Annotated in this window: 11 protein-coding genes; 5 read left to right on the top strand and 6 right to left on the bottom strand. The window is 73.7% G+C overall.

What is annotated here, in order from left to right; genetic code table 11:
• Positions 1–136: 136 nt before the first annotated feature.
• From WME85_RS47295 to WME85_RS47275, 5 genes are all read left to right on the top strand, one after another.
• Positions 137–2,326 (top strand): MopE-related protein, encoded by a 2,190-nt coding sequence (locus WME85_RS47295; protein WP_437831298.1) that lies wholly within the window; start codon positions 137–139, stop codon positions 2,324–2,326.
• 48 nt (positions 2,327–2,374) lie between these two features.
• Complete coding sequence (locus WME85_RS47290) at positions 2,375–3,307, top strand: ABC transporter permease (protein WP_437831296.1); 933 nt, start codon at positions 2,375–2,377, stop codon at positions 3,305–3,307.
• Entirely contained in the window at positions 3,304–3,957 is a 654-nt protein-coding gene (locus tag WME85_RS47285; RefSeq protein WP_437831294.1) for a hypothetical protein, read from the top strand. The genes WME85_RS47290 and WME85_RS47285 overlap by 4 nt, the downstream gene beginning before the upstream one ends.
• A gap of 669 nt (positions 3,958–4,626) precedes the next feature.
• Positions 4,627–5,532, top strand: coding sequence for a zinc metalloprotease HtpX (locus WME85_RS47280; protein ID WP_437831292.1), 906 nt, complete (start codon positions 4,627–4,629; stop codon positions 5,530–5,532).
• Positions 5,533–5,781: 249 nt separating this feature from the next.
• The gene (locus tag WME85_RS47275) at positions 5,782–6,267 is read left to right on the top strand and encodes a hypothetical protein (protein WP_437831290.1); all 486 of its coding nucleotides are present in this window, start codon (positions 5,782–5,784) and stop codon (positions 6,265–6,267) included.
• A gap of 57 nt (positions 6,268–6,324) precedes the next feature.
• Here the strand turns inward: WME85_RS47275 and WME85_RS47270 are convergent, their stop codons facing one another.
• The 6 genes from WME85_RS47270 to dapA all read right to left on the bottom strand — a co-directional run bounded on the left by WME85_RS47270 (position 6,325) and on the right by dapA (position 14,648).
• The gene (locus tag WME85_RS47270; RefSeq protein ID WP_437831288.1) at positions 6,325–7,059 is read right to left on the bottom strand and encodes a hypothetical protein; all 735 of its coding nucleotides are present in this window, start codon (positions 7,057–7,059) and stop codon (positions 6,325–6,327) included.
• A gap of 257 nt (positions 7,060–7,316) precedes the next feature.
• A complete protein-coding gene (locus WME85_RS47265) occupies positions 7,317–7,748 on the bottom strand; it encodes an ester cyclase (RefSeq protein ID WP_437842552.1) in 432 nt (143 codons plus the stop codon).
• Positions 7,749–8,250: 502 nt separating this feature from the next.
• Complete coding sequence (glyS, locus tag WME85_RS47260; RefSeq protein ID WP_437831285.1) at positions 8,251–10,350, bottom strand: glycine--tRNA ligase subunit beta; 2,100 nt, start codon at positions 10,348–10,350, stop codon at positions 8,251–8,253.
• Between the two features lie 120 nt (positions 10,351–10,470).
• Complete coding sequence (locus tag WME85_RS47255; protein WP_437831283.1) at positions 10,471–12,735, bottom strand: hypothetical protein; 2,265 nt, start codon at positions 12,733–12,735, stop codon at positions 10,471–10,473.
• A gap of 126 nt (positions 12,736–12,861) precedes the next feature.
• The gene (gene dapB / locus WME85_RS47250) at positions 12,862–13,671 is read right to left on the bottom strand and encodes a 4-hydroxy-tetrahydrodipicolinate reductase (protein WP_437312319.1); all 810 of its coding nucleotides are present in this window, start codon (positions 13,669–13,671) and stop codon (positions 12,862–12,864) included.
• Between the two features lie 71 nt (positions 13,672–13,742).
• Positions 13,743–14,648: a 4-hydroxy-tetrahydrodipicolinate synthase gene (dapA, locus tag WME85_RS47245; RefSeq protein ID WP_437831281.1), complete on the bottom strand. Its 906-nt coding sequence runs from the start codon at positions 14,646–14,648 to the stop codon at positions 13,743–13,745.
• Positions 14,649–14,949: the final 301 nt, after the last annotated feature.

The raw sequence follows: 14,949 nt of genomic DNA, 5'->3' as shown, positions 1-14,949 counted from the left end.
CTGTCGCTGGTCACCCTGTTTTTCCCTCTATCCGCCGCGCTCCGCGGAATCGCGCGCCATGATGCCAGACGTGGCGGTGCCCTGCTACGCTCATTGCCGTTCACCTCGTTCGATGCGGATCCGCTCTTCTTCCTCCTTGACGCGTCTCGCTCTCCTCTGTGGCGCCGCCGCGACGGCGGCCCTGGCGGGCGCCGCCTGCAGCTCGAGCGCCCCGAGCCCCTTCCCGTCGGCCGGCGGAGCGGGCGGGGCCGGCGGCGAGGGCGGCGCCGGCGGGGCCGGCGGCGAGCAAGCGCCGGCGGACCCGACGCTCGGCGGCCCGTGCCTCGACGACGAGCAGTGCGAGGACGGATTTCCCTGCACCTTCGACGCGTGCGACACCACCGCAGGGCGGTGCCGCTTCACGCCGGACGACAGCGCCTGTCAGAACGACGTCTACTGCGACGGGGTCGAGCGCTGCAACGCGCAGCTCGGCTGCGTGCGCGGCGAGCCGATCGGGTGCGGCGACGGGAGCACGTGTACGATCGACGCCTGCGACGAGCAGACGAGGTCGTGCACGAGCGCGCCGCGCGACGCCGATCTCGACGGCGATCCCGACGCGCACTGCGGCGGGGGCGACTGCGACGACGCCGATCCCTCGGTGTCGTCGGCGCAGCCCGAGGTGTGCGGCAACGACCGCGACGACGACTGCGACGGCGAGGCCGACGAGGACGGCTGCGTGTCCCCGGAGCACGACACCTGCGCTGACGCGCTGGAGATCTCCGTGCCGGGCTCGTACGCGATGACGACGGCGGGCGCGGGCTTCCACTACGCGAGCTCGTGCGGCCTGCGCCGCCCGGCGAGCACGCACGACGTCGTGGCCGCGGTGCTCCTGCCGCCGGGGCCGCCGGTCGACGTGCAGGTCACGGCGCGGACCGAGGGCACCGACGTGGCCGTGACGCTCGCCGGGCAGTGCGGCGACGCCGCGACGGAGCTCGCGTGCGGGGGCCCGCACGCGACGCAAGCGACCGAGGGCGGCGGCAAGATCGCGAAGCTCCGGGCCCGCGGCCTCGGCGACCCGGATCGGGCGACGGCGCTGCCGGTCTACGTGACGACCGCGGAGGGCGCGCCGGTCCTCGTCGAGGTCGCGTTCCTTCCGCCCTCGCCGGCGCCCGACAACGAGACGTGCGGCACGGCGGCGCCCCTCGCGCCGGGCGAGCCCGCGCTGGCGACGATCCTCGACGCCGCCCGGGATCTCGGGACCGCGTGCGAGACAGAGCTCGGCGAGCTCGTCTACACGTTCGAGCTCACGGAGCCGCGGGACGTCGACCTCTACGCGACCTCGACCGACGGCGACGGCGCGCCGTCGCTCTCGCTGCGGACCGCGGCGTGCGCGCTGCCGGAGGACGAGATCGCCTGCCAGACGGCGCCGTCGGCGCACCTCTTCCGGCGCGCGCTGCCCGCGGGGAGCTACGCCGTCGCCGTCTCCGCCACGGCGCCTACCTCGGCGCTCGTCACGCTGGAGCTCTCGCCGCCGAGCGAGCCGCCGCCCGACGAGGCCTGCGCGGCGGCGGCCGTGCTCGAGCCGAACCGCACGGCCACCGTGTCGCTGCTCGGCCACCAGGACGACGTCGATCTCGGCTGCGGCCCGGCGGCGGTCGACGCCGCGTACGCGCTCGAGCTGCCGGTCGCTTCCGACGTGCTCCTCGTCGAGAAGCTGTCGGCCGGCGACTCCGGCGCGATCGCCCTCTCCGCGCCGGCGTGCGGGGGCCCGGGCGACCTGCTCGCGTGCGGCGAGGGCGACGTCACCCCGCTCCGGAGCGCGCGGCGCGGCGTCGCCGCGGGCTCGTACCGCGTGGTGGCGGAGGCGCAGCTCGGCCTGCCCGTGAGCGTGACCGCCTTCGTGCGGCCCGCGGTGCCGCCCACGCTGGTCCCCTTCTCCGACGCGTGCGAGGGCGCGCTGGAGATCCCCGAGTCCGGCGGCTTCTTCCAGGGCAACACGACCAACGCCGCCGCGGACTTCGACGCGGGCTGCGACAGCGCCGGCACGGAGGACCGCGGCGCCCCGGACCAGCTCCTCGAGCTCACGCTCACCGGGCGCAAGCGGGTCGTGCTCGACATGGCCGGATCGAGCTACGAGACGCTGCTCTCGGTCCGCCGCGGCCCGGCCTGCCCTGGCACCGAAATGCCGCTTTCCTGCACGATCGGTAGGGATCCCCAGCGGAGCTTCCTCGATCTCGTGCTCGATCCGGGCGTCTATTACGTCCAGATCGACGGCCACGCGCTCGCGCACGGCCTCTGGTTCCTCGACGTGCGGGTCGTCGACGCCGAGGACGCGGTCGACCCCTGACGAGCGGCCCTTTACAAGCTCCCCCTGTCCCTTGCTAACGTCGCCCTGATGTTCGGCCGGATCTCCGCGATCGCGCTCAATACGTACCGGGAATCGCTCCGGGCGCGCGTCCTGATCGGCCTCGCGGGCGTCGCCTTCGCGGTCGCTTTCTACTCGATCATCGTCGGCGCCTACACGCTCCGCAACGGGCCGCGCGTCGTCAGCGACCTCGGCGTCGCCTCGATCTCGCTGTTCAGCATCGCGGTCGCGGTGATCATCGGCGCGACGTCGCTCTACCGCGAGCTCGAGCAGAAGACGGTCTTCCCGATCCTCGCCCGCCCCGTGCGCCGGGGCGAGTACCTCGTCGGCAAGTACCTCGGCACGCTGCTCACGCTCGCGGTGTTCATCCTGGCGGACTCCGGGCTGGTGCTGCTCATCAGCGCCGTGCTGGCCGGCCGCCCGGTGGCGCTCGTGGCGGGGGCCGGGGTCGTCTCGCTGGCGGCGCTGGGCGTCGCGGCGTGGCGCTCCCCCGCGGTGCGCACGTACGGGTTCATCCCGTGGTCGGCGGTCCTCCTCGCGCTCGGCGTGCTCTTCTCGGCCGGCGCCCCCACGGAGCGGCGGGTCGTGCTCGCCGGCAGCGCGCTCGCGTTCCTGGAGGTCGGCATCGTCGCGGCGGTGGCCACGCTTTTCTCGTCGTTCTCGACGCCGTTCCTCTCGTCGTTGCTGACGCTGGGCGTCTTCCTCGTCGGGCGCAACGCCGACTCGCTGGCGCGGCTGCCGGTGAAGTACTTCGGCCCTCAGATCAGCGCCGCGGCGCGCGCCCTGTCCCGGGTCGTGCCGAACCTGCAGATCTACGTGCCGCCGCGCCCGTTGCTCGCTGGCGAGGTCGTGGACGCGAACCTGCTCGTCTATCTGGGCTGGGCGGGGGTCACCTGCGTCGGCTGGGCGATCGGCCTGCTGGCGGTGGCGGCGTTCGTCTTCAAGAAGCGCGACTTTCTGTGAGGCTCCCGGTCGTGCTCGGCGTCCTGCGCGTCCTCGCGGTCGCCGGCTTCATCCTCGGGGCGGCGTCGCTGCGCGTGGTCATCGCGGGCGAGCGGGAGATCGCCGAGAGCACGGACGCCCTGCGCGCCGGCGATCCGCACGCGGCGGCGCTCCATGCCCGGCGGGCGGCGGGCTGGTATGCGCCCGGCGCGCCCCACGTCCGGGTGGCGTACGAGCGGCTGATCGCGCTCGCGACGGCGGCGGAGGGCCTCGGCCAGGCCGACACGGCGCTCTTCGCGTGGCGCGCGGTGCGCACGTCCGCCCTGGAGACGCGGTGGCTCACGACGCCGCACGCGGAGGACCTGGAGCTGGCGAACGCGGCGATCGCTCGGCTCTCCACGGCGGCGCCGCGCCCGCCGGGCACCCGGACCGAGCCTGCGGCCGCTGTCGCGCGGCAGCACCTCGAGGCGCTCGCGCGCGATGACGCGCCGCGGGTCGGCTGGGTCGTCGCGCTCGTCGCGGCGTTCGTGGCGTGGGTGGCCGGGGCGATCTGGGTGGTGCGGCGCGCGGTCACGGTGACTGGACAGTGGGTCTGGGCGCGGGCGGTGCCGGGGCTCGCCGTGTGCGCGGCCGGCGTCGCTGTGTGGCTGCTGGCCATCTGGCAGGCCTGAGGGGCGCCGCCGGCCGGGGCCGAGGCGCGCGGCCAACGGCGGCGAGGCTGCGGTGCTGGCGGGCCGGTGGACGAATGCGTGCAGTGTCCGAAGCCGACGGGCGAGCCCAGCAGCGGCGTCGGCCGGTGCGTGACGTCACGGCCGCGGGTGGTGGTCGGATTTGAACATGAAGGCGGGAGGGCGGGAAGAAAAGCTCAATGATCTTCCCGCCTTCCCGCCTTCATGTGAACTCTCTCTGGGCAAATGAGACCACTACCCGGCCGCGGGCCGGATCTCCGACCGAGCCAGATCTCCCGACCGGGAGAGACAGGCAAAGCAGAGAGTCGGGGCGAAACGGGGCGGACGGGGCGAAACGGGGCGGACGGGGCGAAACGGGGCGGTGGATCGAGGCGAAACGGGGCGGCGAGACAGGGCGAGAGGGGGCTTACCCGGGGGAAATGGGGCTGGCGGTCGGGCCCATGACCGCGGGGAATCCCCCGCAGGTGACGTCTGCTGATCGGTGGCACGCGGCATTGCAAGGGCGGGGAGCGCGACACATCGATAATGAGAGCGTCGTTTGCAGCGCTTCGTTCGGGGGAGCGGCGCTTGCAACGATCCATTCCAGGGAGCGGCGTTTGCAGCTCTCCGTTCCGTCCCGTTCTGTCCCGTTCCGAGGAGGTAACGAACTCGATGAAGAATCAGATCAAGACGATCCTGTTGCTCGGCGTGATGTCGGCGATCCTCGTGTCCATCGGTGGGGCGCTCGGGCCGGGGTACCTCGTCTTGTTCGGCGTGCTCGCGCTCGCGATGAACCTGGGCGCCTATTTCATGTCCGATTCCATCGTGCTGGCGATGCACCGGGCGGCCGAGGTCTCGCCCGACGAGGCGCCAGGCCTGCACCGGATGGTGGAGGAGCTCGCGCAGCGGGCGGAGATCCCGAAGCCGCGCCTCTATGTCATCCCGGACGCGCAGCCGAACGCCTTCGCGACCGGGCGCAACCCGGAGCACGGCGTCGTCGCGGTGACCGAGGGCATCGTGCAGCTCCTGAGCGCGCGCGAGCTGCGCGGCGTGCTGGCGCACGAGATCGCGCACATCAAGAACCGCGACATCCTCGTGTCGACCATCGCGGCGGCGTTCGCGTCGGGCATCACGTGGATCGCCCACGCCGTGAGCTTCGCCAGCCTCTTCGGCGGCGGGCAGTCCGACGACGAGGAGGGCGGCAGCCCGCTCGGCGGCCTGGCCCTCGCGATCGTCGCCCCGATCGCGGCCACGCTCGTGCAGCTCGGCATCTCGCGCTCGCGCGAGTACATGGCCGACGAGGTCGGGGCGAGGCTTTGCGGGGATCCGGAGGCGCTCGCCAGCGCGCTCTCCAAGCTGGAGCGCGGGGTCGAGCTCGTGCCCTCCGAGGCCGCGCGCCCGGCCACGGCGAGCCTCTTCATCGTGAGCCCGCTCGCCGGGGCGAGCTCGCTGCTGAAGTGGTTCTCGACGCACCCGACGACAGAGGAGCGCGTGAGCCGGCTGCTGTCGATGGCGGCGAGCGGCAGCGGCGCGGCCAAGGGCGGCGCGGCCAAGGGCTGGGCGAGGTCGATGGCGTGACGGCCGCTCGTCGATCTCGGGCCCGGGGGCGCCGAGACGCGGAGGATCTCGACGAACTCGGGGAAGGGAATCCTGCTGAGATCGTCACGCGACCGGCGCGCAGCTTCGCGCTGAACTGGCGATCCACGTACGGCGGGAATACCGTCGCCCGAGCCACGTCACACGGGCCGAGCGCGGGGTCCCTGGGCCTCGGCTCGCTGGACGCGACCCGGTCCCGCACCGCACGGTGTCATTTCGAGAGGCAGGATCATGAACAAGCTCGCTCGCATCGCTTCGACGCTCGCCGCGCTCGCCGCCCTCAGCGCCGCTGCCGCTCCGGCCGCGGCTGCGGCCAAGGAGACCCCCACGGCGGCCGCCAAGGCGCCGCACCACGGCCGCGGCAAGGAGCGACCGCGCTTCCCGATGGAGGCTGCCCCGTTCAGCAAGCGGGTCGACGAGAAGATCGCGAAGCAACGCGCGAAGGTCGAGGCGAGGATGCAGAAGGGGGGCGTCCCCGACGCGCGCCGCGCCGAGATCCGGAAGGTGCTCGACGACGTCCAGGCCAAGGTCCGCGCGGCGGTCGGCAAGGCCGCCAAGGACGGCGTGATCACCGAGGATGAGGCGAAGCAGGTCCGCAAGCTCGCGCGCGAGGCGCGCAAGGCGATCGCGGAGCAGCTCGGGCCCGGGAAGAAGCACGAGAAGAAGGGAAAGCGCGAAAAGCCGAAGGGGCGTCCGATTCCGGTTCCGGTCACGTGACGGAGGGCGGGGACGCTGCCGGCTGACGGCACGCCGGCGCCGCCTTCTTTCCGCTCCTCAGTGCAGCCTGTTCCTGGCCTCGGCGAGCTCCTGGTTGATCCGCTCCACGAACGCGTCGAGGCTCATCGGGCCCTTGCTCGACGTGGCCGCAGCCTGGATGGCGTCGGACGCGAGCGAGGTGAGGCGTTCGACGTACGCGAGCTCGGCCTCGAGCTTCTCGTAGTCTCCGTTATTGAAGTACCCGCTGGCGTCCTTGATCTCGAGCCCGGGCGCGTAGCGCTGCTGCACGTAGCGCAGGATGGCGCACACGGCGACGTGGACCTTGGGGCCGGCGAACTGCGTCTTGGTCCAGTTGTAGCGGCTCCCCTGCTTGAAGAACTCGGCCCCGGGCGCCTCCGGCAGCTGAGGGGCGCTGACGCGCAGCCCCCCGCCGCCGCGGCGCTCTGCCGCCTTCCGCGAGCCCCCGGCGAGGTTGCGGGTGAGCGCCGCGGACTCCGCCAGCGCCTGGCGCATCATGTCCGCCATCTCCGTGTTGCCGAGGAGCGCGTGATAATAGTGGTTGGTGAAGGTGCCTTCCTCATCGAAGTGGAAGTGCAGCGGCTCGCATTCGCGGTGTGGATAGAGCGTGATCCCCTCCAGACCGGAGCAGGTGACGCGCTTCTCGGCGACGAGCTCTTTCATGGTCTTGTAGAGCCAGCCGGCGGACTCGGCCTTTGCGGCGAGATCGCTGACGAGCTCGGGGACGACGGCCGGGTCACGGAGCTTGCCGCTGTAGGCGATGGAGATGCCCATGGTGCCTCCTGATCGATCTCCCCTTTACTCCAGCGGGGCTGTCACGACCAGGGTTCACCGGCGGGCGAACTCACACCGCCGCGTTGTTCACGCGTGTTGCGCGCTTCACGCATTACGCGCATGCCCGACTTCCGATCACCTCGAGCGCGTGGCCGTGCATTCGCCAGCAGGTCGCGGGCAGCAGGGCGGCATGAGGGGGGCGAGGCGTGCGCCTGCGTGCCGGGCTGATGTCGAGCGCGGGGGCTCGCTCGATCGGGTCAGGTGGAAGCCTTGGGCGTCCCCGGCTCGAACCGCGCCCCGAGTTGCAGGAGCCGGCCGAGATCATCTGCATTTCGCCAGGTCTCGATGATCTTCCCGTCCGCGATCTGGTGGATGAACATCGCCGTGAACGTCTGCTTTCGGCCGTGGCTCGGTATTCCCAGGAAGCTCGCCTGGTCGCACGTGTTCGTGGCGCGCACGACGACCTTGTCCCCTTCGGAGATCACATCCTCGATCGTCCATTCTTGCTCGATGGCGCCGAATGTCCCGAAGAGCTTGCGGATCCCGTCCGGCCCCGACGGCAGAGCGGGTGGCCCGCCGTGCATTGTCCACGACGGAGACACCATCTCGCACAGCGCCTCGATCTTGTGCTCGCTCACGAGCTCGAGAAACCGTCGCGCGATCGCCTTGTTCGACTCGATTGAAGACATCGTCACACCTCCCTCGTGCCCTGCTGAGAGGGAATCGCCGCTGCGCTGAGCTGAGCGACGTCCCACGTCCTGGGTCGATGCGCAGCGGGGGTTGCCGCAGGAACATCGCCGATGCTGTGCTGATGCAGGTGTGGTGCCAGAAGCTGCAGCCGAGAGGACGCGCTCTGTGCACGGCGTTCCGCGCGGAGTGCCTTGATCGAGCGATCGCCGGTGATGTCGCCCGCCACCACCAGCTGGGGGCTGCCGCCTCCATGGGCGGCCGACGTTCAGCTTCCGAGCTCCGACGTCGCTATCCATCCCGAGCCACGTCCTCGTTTCCGAGTCCACGGTAGGCCCCCGGAGAGGGTGTTCGCCGCGCGGGGTGGGGGATGGGCCGATGTTTGAGCCTGAGACATGAATCCTCCGGTTTACCGGAGGGTTCATGTCTCAGGCGAGTTCGGCGGGGCCCCCACCCCGCGCGGCGAACACCCTCTCCGGGGGCCGGGCGCCCCGGCAAGAGCCCTCAGGACGCAGCGCGCGGCGCCTCGCCGAGGAGCTCGAGCCGCGCCAGGCTTCCGCAGGTCTCCGACAGCGCGCGCATCAGCCGGAGCCGGTTGTCTCGCATGGCCGCGTCGTCGGTCATCACGAACACGTCGACGAAATACTGGTGCAGCAGCGGCGCGAAGTCCGCCACCGCCCGGAATGCAGCGTCGTACGCCCCGCTCTGGACGTCCGACGCGATCTGCTCGCGCAGCTTGAGATAGCCCGCGAAGAGCGCCGTCTCGCTCGGGTGTACCTCCTGGCCAAACGGCGCCACCGGCTCGCCGGCGGGCGCCTTGTCGGCGATGTTGGTGGCCCGCTTGAAGACCTCGCCGACCCGCGCGCGCACATCCGGGCTGAGCGCGTCGATCGCGCGCACGCGCGCCCGCAGGTCGAGCGGGCGGTCCCCGGCGACGCGCAGGCACGCGAGCACCGCGTCGTGCGGCAGCCGGTCCGAGAGCAGCCCCCGCAGCCGCTCCGCGCAGAACTCGCCGAGCCGCGCCGTGAGCTCCTCGCGCGCGACGCTGAGCTCCACGCCGGCGTAGCCGTCGTACGCGGCGCTGAACGCGGCGCTGAGCCGCAGATCGAGCTCGCGATCCAGGAGCGTGCGCAGCACGCCGAGGCAGGCGCGGCGCAGCCCGTACGGGTCGGCGGTGCTCGTGGGGATGAGCCCGATCGCGAAGCAGCCGACGAGCGTGTCGAGCCGATCGGCGATCGCGACGAGCGCGCCCGCGTTCGTCGGGGCGGTGGCGTCCGCGGCGCCCTTGGGCAGGTAGTGATCGCGGATGACGTCGGCGACGTCGGGGCTGACCCCCTGGGCCAGCGCGTAGGCGCGGCCCATCTCTCCCTGGAGCTCCGGGAACTCGCCCACCATCAGCGCGACGAGATCGCACTTCGCGAGGTGCGCCCCCGACGCGGCCGCCATGAGCGTCGGCTCGGGCAGCATCAGGAGCAGGCCGAGCTCGCGCGCGAGCCGCTCGACGCGCTCGGCCTTCGCGAGCACGCTGCCGAGCCGCTTCTGGAACACGATCCCGCCGAGCTTCTCGCGGCGGTTCGCGAGCGGGATCTTGACGTCCTCCCGGTAGAAGAACTGCGCGTCCGACAGGCGCGCTCGCATCGTCTTGTCGTTGCCGCGCTGGATCTTCTCGGGCGCCTCCGCGGTGTTGACGACCGCCAGGTACCTCGGGAGCAGCGCGCCCGTCTTCGCGTCCCGGACGCCGAAGTAGCGCTGGTGCCCGCGCGCGACCTCGAGGATCACCCGCTCCGGCAGCTCCAGGAACCGCTCCTCGAAGCTGCCGACGATGACGTGCGGCTCCTCCACGAGGGAGAGGTTCTCGCCGATCAGGAAGTCGTCCTCGATCAGCACCCCGCCGGCGTCGCGGGCCGCGGCGAGCAGGCGCTCGCGCATGAGGCGCGCGCGCTCCTCGGTGTCGACGATGACGTGCGCCGCGCGCATCGCCTCGACGTAGTCCTTCGCCGCGCCGAGCGCGATCTCGCCCGGCGCGAGGAAGCGGTGGCCGCGGCTCGTGCGCCCGCTGCGGACGCCGGCGATCTCGACGGGGATCACCTCGCCGCCGGAGAGCGCGACGAGCCACTGGATCGGGCGGCCGAAGGCGAACTCCCCCGTCCCCCAGCGCATCGACTTGCGGAAGGGGATGGCCGAGACGAGCGACGCGAGGACCTCCGGGAGGAGCTCGGCCGCGGGCTTGCCGGCCTCGCGCCGGGTGCCGGCGATGTACTCGCCCTTGGGCCCCTCGACGCGGCGCAGCTCCGAGACCGCGCAGCCGAGCTTCTGCGCGAACGCCTCGGCCGCCTTCGTGGGCGCGCCGTCCTTGAAGGCCGCCTTGACCGGCGGGCCGGTGACCTCCTCCTCGAGGTCCGGCTGGCGCGCCGCGACCCCGGAGATGAGCAGCGCGAGCCGCCGCGGGCTGCCGAGCGCGCGCATCGCGCCGTGGCGGAGCCTGAGCTCCGCGAGGCGCTTCGTCGCGAGATCCGGGAGCGCGCGGAGCGCGGCCTCGACAAACGACGAGGGGAGCTCCTCGACGCCGATTTCGAGCAGGAGATCGCTCGCTTCGTTGGACATGGGACCGCGGACGCTACCCCAGAACGGTCCGCCCGGCGAGGCGGTCGGTGGGTCCGTTCCACGCCAGCCCACGCCGGCGCCCGCCGTCGTTCGCAGACGTCCGCGGCCCGCCCGCGCGGGTCAGCGCTTCTGCGCCTCGTCCCGGAGAGCGCGCGCGAGCACCTTCTTGAAGGCGCTCGCCTCGCCTCCGTTCGGCTTGTTCTTGCGCCCGTAACGGCTGGCCGCGCCGACCCTCACGACGCACTGGACGGTCCGCGTGTACCGCCGGGCCGCCTTCGCGAGCGCCCGATCGCCCGGCGAGGACGCCGAAGCGACGGCAGCGCCGAGGTCGTTGAGCGCCGCGTCGACAGGCGGGCAGCCCTCCGGCGCGCGGGGCAGCTCGAACGGGGGCGGGGCGTCGCAGCAGCGGGCGCGCAGGGCGGCGAGCGTCGCCATGTCGTACCAGCCGAGCACGGCCCACTCCTTCGTCGCGTCCGAGACGCCCCCGGCGCCGGCGGCCTGGGCGAGGTGGCTCTTGAGCGCGGCGACGCCCTTCATCGGGTCGACCTCGGCGCAGACGAACGACAGCTGCCCCGCGGCCTCGGCGTCGACGCTCCTGCCCGGAAAGAGCGGCGCCATGCAGGCGGCGAAGTCGGCCGAGCCTTCAGCCGGCGTCGCGCTCGTCGCGCCGGCGTCCGCCGGCTCCGGCGCCGCTGCGCCGGCGTCGTCCGTGGCCGCTTCCTGCGCGGTTGCGCCTTCCGCGCCCGCGTCGTGCGCGACCTGGGCGTCCGGCTCCGGGGGGTCGGCGCCGGTGGCGGGCGCGGCAGACAGCGCGGGGACGGGTGGCCGGGGTGTCGCGGCGTCGCGATGGCGCAGCCAGAACCAGGCCGCCGCGGCGGCGCCCGCGACGGCCACCGCCCACAGGGCGATCGCGGCCGCCCGGCGCGCCGCGGAGGGCTTGCGGCGCGGGCGAGGCGCCGGCGCCGCGGCCGGTGCGGGCGGCGCGCCGCGCGCGGGCGCGCCGACGTGCGCGGCGGCGCTGTCGGGCGCGAGCGCGAATGGATCCGACGGCTCCGGGGGCATCTCGTCGTCCACGAGCGGGGGCAGGTCGCGGACCTGTCGCGGGCTCTGCGGTCCATCGCCCGCGGCGGGGGGCGCCGCTTCGGGCGAGGGGAACGGCGGCTCGGGTTGCGCGGCGGCGACGACCGGCGGCTCTGGCTGCGAGGGAGCGACGACCGGCGGCTCTGGCTGCGCGGGAGCGACGAACGCCGGCTCGGGGGGCGCGGCGGCGACGAAAAGCCGCTCTGGCTGCGCAGGCGGCAGGACAGCCGGCCCGGGCGGGCTGCCGGAGGCGTCCGCCTGCGCCGCTCTGGCGATCTCTGGTGGTGCGGAAGGCGAGGCCGATGTCGCCTTCGCAGGGCGGTCAGGCGCCTCCGGCACCGGCGTGGTCGGCGCGCCTGCCGTCGACCGGAGCCCCATCGTTGCGAGCCCCTGGAGCGGCACCGGCGTCCGTCGCGCCGTGGAGCCCGCGCTGGGAGGCGGCTGCGAGCTCGTGCGGCCATGCGGCGGCGCGCTCCTGCGCGCGGGCGGCTGCGATCCGGAGCTCTCGCGCGGCGGCGTGCTCCTGCGCGCGGGCGGCTGCGATCCGGAGCTCTCGCGCGGCGGTGTGCTCCTGCGCGCGGGCGGCTGCGATCCGGAGCTCTCGCGTGGCGGCGCGCTCCTGCGCGCGGGCGGCTGCGAGCCTCCGGAGCTCTCCTGCGGCGGCGAGCTCCTGCGCGCCGGCGGCTGCGAGCTCGACGCGCCCCGCGCGCCGCTGCTCGACGGGCGCGGCGCCGGCACGGTCTTCGGCGGCTCCGCGAGGGGGTGCTCGTCGAGCGGCGGCAGCGCCTCCTGGTCCTCGTCCGGCCGCGCCGCCTCCAGCGCGCGACGGAGCGCCTCGACCTCGGCGATCCGCTGCTTCGGGTCGCGCGCGAGCGCCTGCTCCAGCACGCGCCACAGCGCGTCGCCGGCCGCGCCGGGCGGCGTCGCCCTCGGCGCGGCGCCGGCGCTCTGCAGGCGCCGCAGCTCCCTGTCGCTCTCGGCGGGGAAGGGGAGCCTCCCCGAGAGCGCCACGTACAGGGTGACCGCGAGCGCCCACGTGTCGTCCTGGCGCGACGGTCCCTCGCCGGCCGCCCGCTCCGGCGAGCGGTAGCTCACGAAGGACGGCGTCGCGAGCGGATCAGAGAGCCACCCCCTCGACCCGCACGGCTCGCCCTCCATGACCACGCACGCGGCCGACAGGCGCCCGTGCACGGTGCCGCGCGCGTGCAGCTTCTCGATGCGCTTCGCCAGGCGGACGACCCAGCCCACCGCGTCCCTGTCCGGCAAAGGACCGGCGCGTGCGATCCGCGCAGCGAGCGTCTCCATACGAGCGCGGCAGCCTAGTGCGGCGCAACGCCGCGGACCACATTGTGACTCCCCGCGCCACGCGCAGGTTCGCCGATCGCCGGTGCGCGGCCCGGCCGCGCCCGGCCGCGCCCGGACGCGCTGCCGTCAGCCCTCGATGACGTCCGCCATCGTGTATCGGCCGGGCGGCTTGCCGTGGAGGTGCCACGCCGCCCGCAGCGCCCCGCGCGCGAAGAGGTCGCGGCTGGTGGCGCGGTGCGTGAGCTCGATGCGCTCGCCGGGGCCGAGCAGGTGGACCGTGTGGTCGCCGATGACGTCCCCGCCGCGCACGGCGAAGATCCCGAGCTCGTTCGCCTTGCGAGGGCCGACATTGCCCTCGCGGCCGTGCACATCGGAGAGCGCCGCGGCCGCCTCGCCGACCTCGCCGCGGGCCGCGCGCACCGCGTCCGCGAGCCGAACGGCCGTGCCGCTCGGGGCGTCCACCTTGGCGCGGTGGTGCACCTCGACGATCTCGACGTCGAAGCCGGGCCCGAGCCGCCGCGCCGCGCTCGCCGCGATCTCGGCGAGCACGTGGATGCCGATGCTCGTGTTCGGCGACCAGAGCACGGGGACGTGCTGCGCCGCCTCGTCGAGCAGCCGCTCGCACGTGGCGTCGAGGCGCGTCGTCCCGCTGACCACGGCGACCTTGGCCCGCATCGCGAGGTGCAGGAGCCGGGGCATCGCCTCCGGCCGCGAGAAGTCGATGACCACGTCCGCGCCGAGCAGCCCGGCGCTGGTGTCGTCGCTCATGGCGACGCCGATGTTGCCCGTGCCCGCGAGCTCGCCGACGTCGCGGCCGATGCGGGAGGAGCCGCGCGACACGATCGCGCCCACGATCTGCGCGCGCTCGTTCGCCGCGAGCCGCACGATCGCCTGCCCCATCTTGCCGCTCGCGCCGTGGACCGCGACCTTCAGCAAGCGGATGTCCTCGGCCGCAGCGGCCCCCATCAGCGTGCCCACCGATACGCCTCGATGATCTCCGTTCGATTTCACCACGCCTCGCGCCTCGCCTCGATCCGCTTCATCGCCTCGGCGATCTGCTGCCGGGTCGCGTCGCCGGCCGGCGAGAGGGGCAGCCGGACGGACGGGCTCATGCGGCCCAGGGCGGCGAGCGCGGCCTTCGCCGGGGCGGGGTTCGGCTCGACGAACATGAGCCCGTGCACCTCGAGCAGCGCGAGGTGCGCCGCGCGCGCGCCCGCGAGGTCGCCGGCGAGGAACCGCCGGGTCACCGCGCTGGTCTCGCGCGGCAGCACGTTCGACGTGACGCTGATGACGCCCTGCGCGCCGAGCGCCATCATCGCGAGCGTCAGCGAGTCGTCGCCGCACAGGATCGTGAGCCGGTCGCCGAGGCGCCGCGCGAGCTCCTGACACCGGAGCACGTTGCCCGTGGCGTCCTTGATGGCGACCACGTTCGGCGCGGCGGCGCAGATGCGCTCGGTCGTCTCGGCCGAGAGGTCGACCCCCGTGCGACCCGGGATGTTGTAGAGCACGATCGGCCCTGAGACCGCCCTGGCCACGGCCAGCGTGTGCTCGCGGAGCCCGTCCTGCGACGGCTTGCTGTAGTACGGCATCACGATCATCACGGCCCCCGCGCCCGCGGCGAGCGCGGCGCGCGAGGCCTCGATCGTCTTCTTCGTCGAGAACGAGCCCGTCCCCGCGATCACGGGCACGCGGCCGCGGGCCGCCTCGACCACGCGCCGGATGACCGCGGTCGTCTCCGCTTCGCTCAGGGTCGGCGACTCGCCCGTGGTCCCGCACGGCACGAGCCCGCTGACGCCCCCCGCGATCTGCGCCTCGACGAGCGCGTCCAGCGCTTCGAAGTCGACGGCCTCGCCATCGGGCGTGAATGGCGTGACCAGGGCGGTGAGGGTCCCCGACGTTGGGAGCTGCGTCATCAGACGACCATGATCGCCACCCGGGGGGCGCGTCAACAGGAGAGGACAGGTCCGCCGCGTACTCCGCGCACTCCCCGGGTTCCCGGCCGGCGCCGCGCGGGTCGGGCGCCGCGCGCGCCGCGATCGGGCGGGGCCGTGGAGGCAATGCGGCCCCGGGCCGGCGGGCGCCGGGCGGGGCTGGCAGGACGCAGACGGATGCCTACTAAAGGGAGGTCGGGATCATCTGCTAGCCTGCCTGGCGTGGCGCCTCGCTCCCACGGGCGGTATGCCCGAGCGCGTCAGGTCCCGGAGAGCCCTCGCC

Origin of the sequence: Sorangium sp. So ce1153 (assembly GCF_051521595.1) — a bacterium.
Taxonomy (GTDB): domain Bacteria; phylum Myxococcota_A; class Polyangia; order Polyangiales; family Polyangiaceae; genus Sorangium.
This window is presented reverse-complemented; position numbering and strand designations above follow the sequence as displayed.

Coding starts and splice junctions, on each gene's coding strand:
- WME85_RS47290 (WP_437831296.1), top strand. CDS start 2,375: ATGTTCGGCCGGATCTCCGCGATCGCGCTCAATACGTACCGGGAATCG.
- WME85_RS47280 (WP_437831292.1), top strand. CDS start 4,627: ATGAAGAATCAGATCAAGACGATCCTGTTGCTCGGCGTGATGTCGGCG.
- WME85_RS47275 (WP_437831290.1), top strand. CDS start 5,782: ATGAACAAGCTCGCTCGCATCGCTTCGACGCTCGCCGCGCTCGCCGCC.
- WME85_RS47270 (WP_437831288.1), bottom strand. CDS start 7,059: ATGGGCATCTCCATCGCCTACAGCGGCAAGCTCCGTGACCCGGCCGTC.
- WME85_RS47265 (WP_437842552.1), bottom strand. CDS start 7,748: ATGTCTTCAATCGAGTCGAACAAGGCGATCGCGCGACGGTTTCTCGAG.
- glyS (WP_437831285.1), bottom strand. CDS start 10,350: ATGTCCAACGAAGCGAGCGATCTCCTGCTCGAAATCGGCGTCGAGGAG.
- WME85_RS47255 (WP_437831283.1), bottom strand. CDS start 12,735: ATGGAGACGCTCGCTGCGCGGATCGCACGCGCCGGTCCTTTGCCGGAC.
- dapA (WP_437831281.1), bottom strand. CDS start 14,648: ATGACGCAGCTCCCAACGTCGGGGACCCTCACCGCCCTGGTCACGCCA.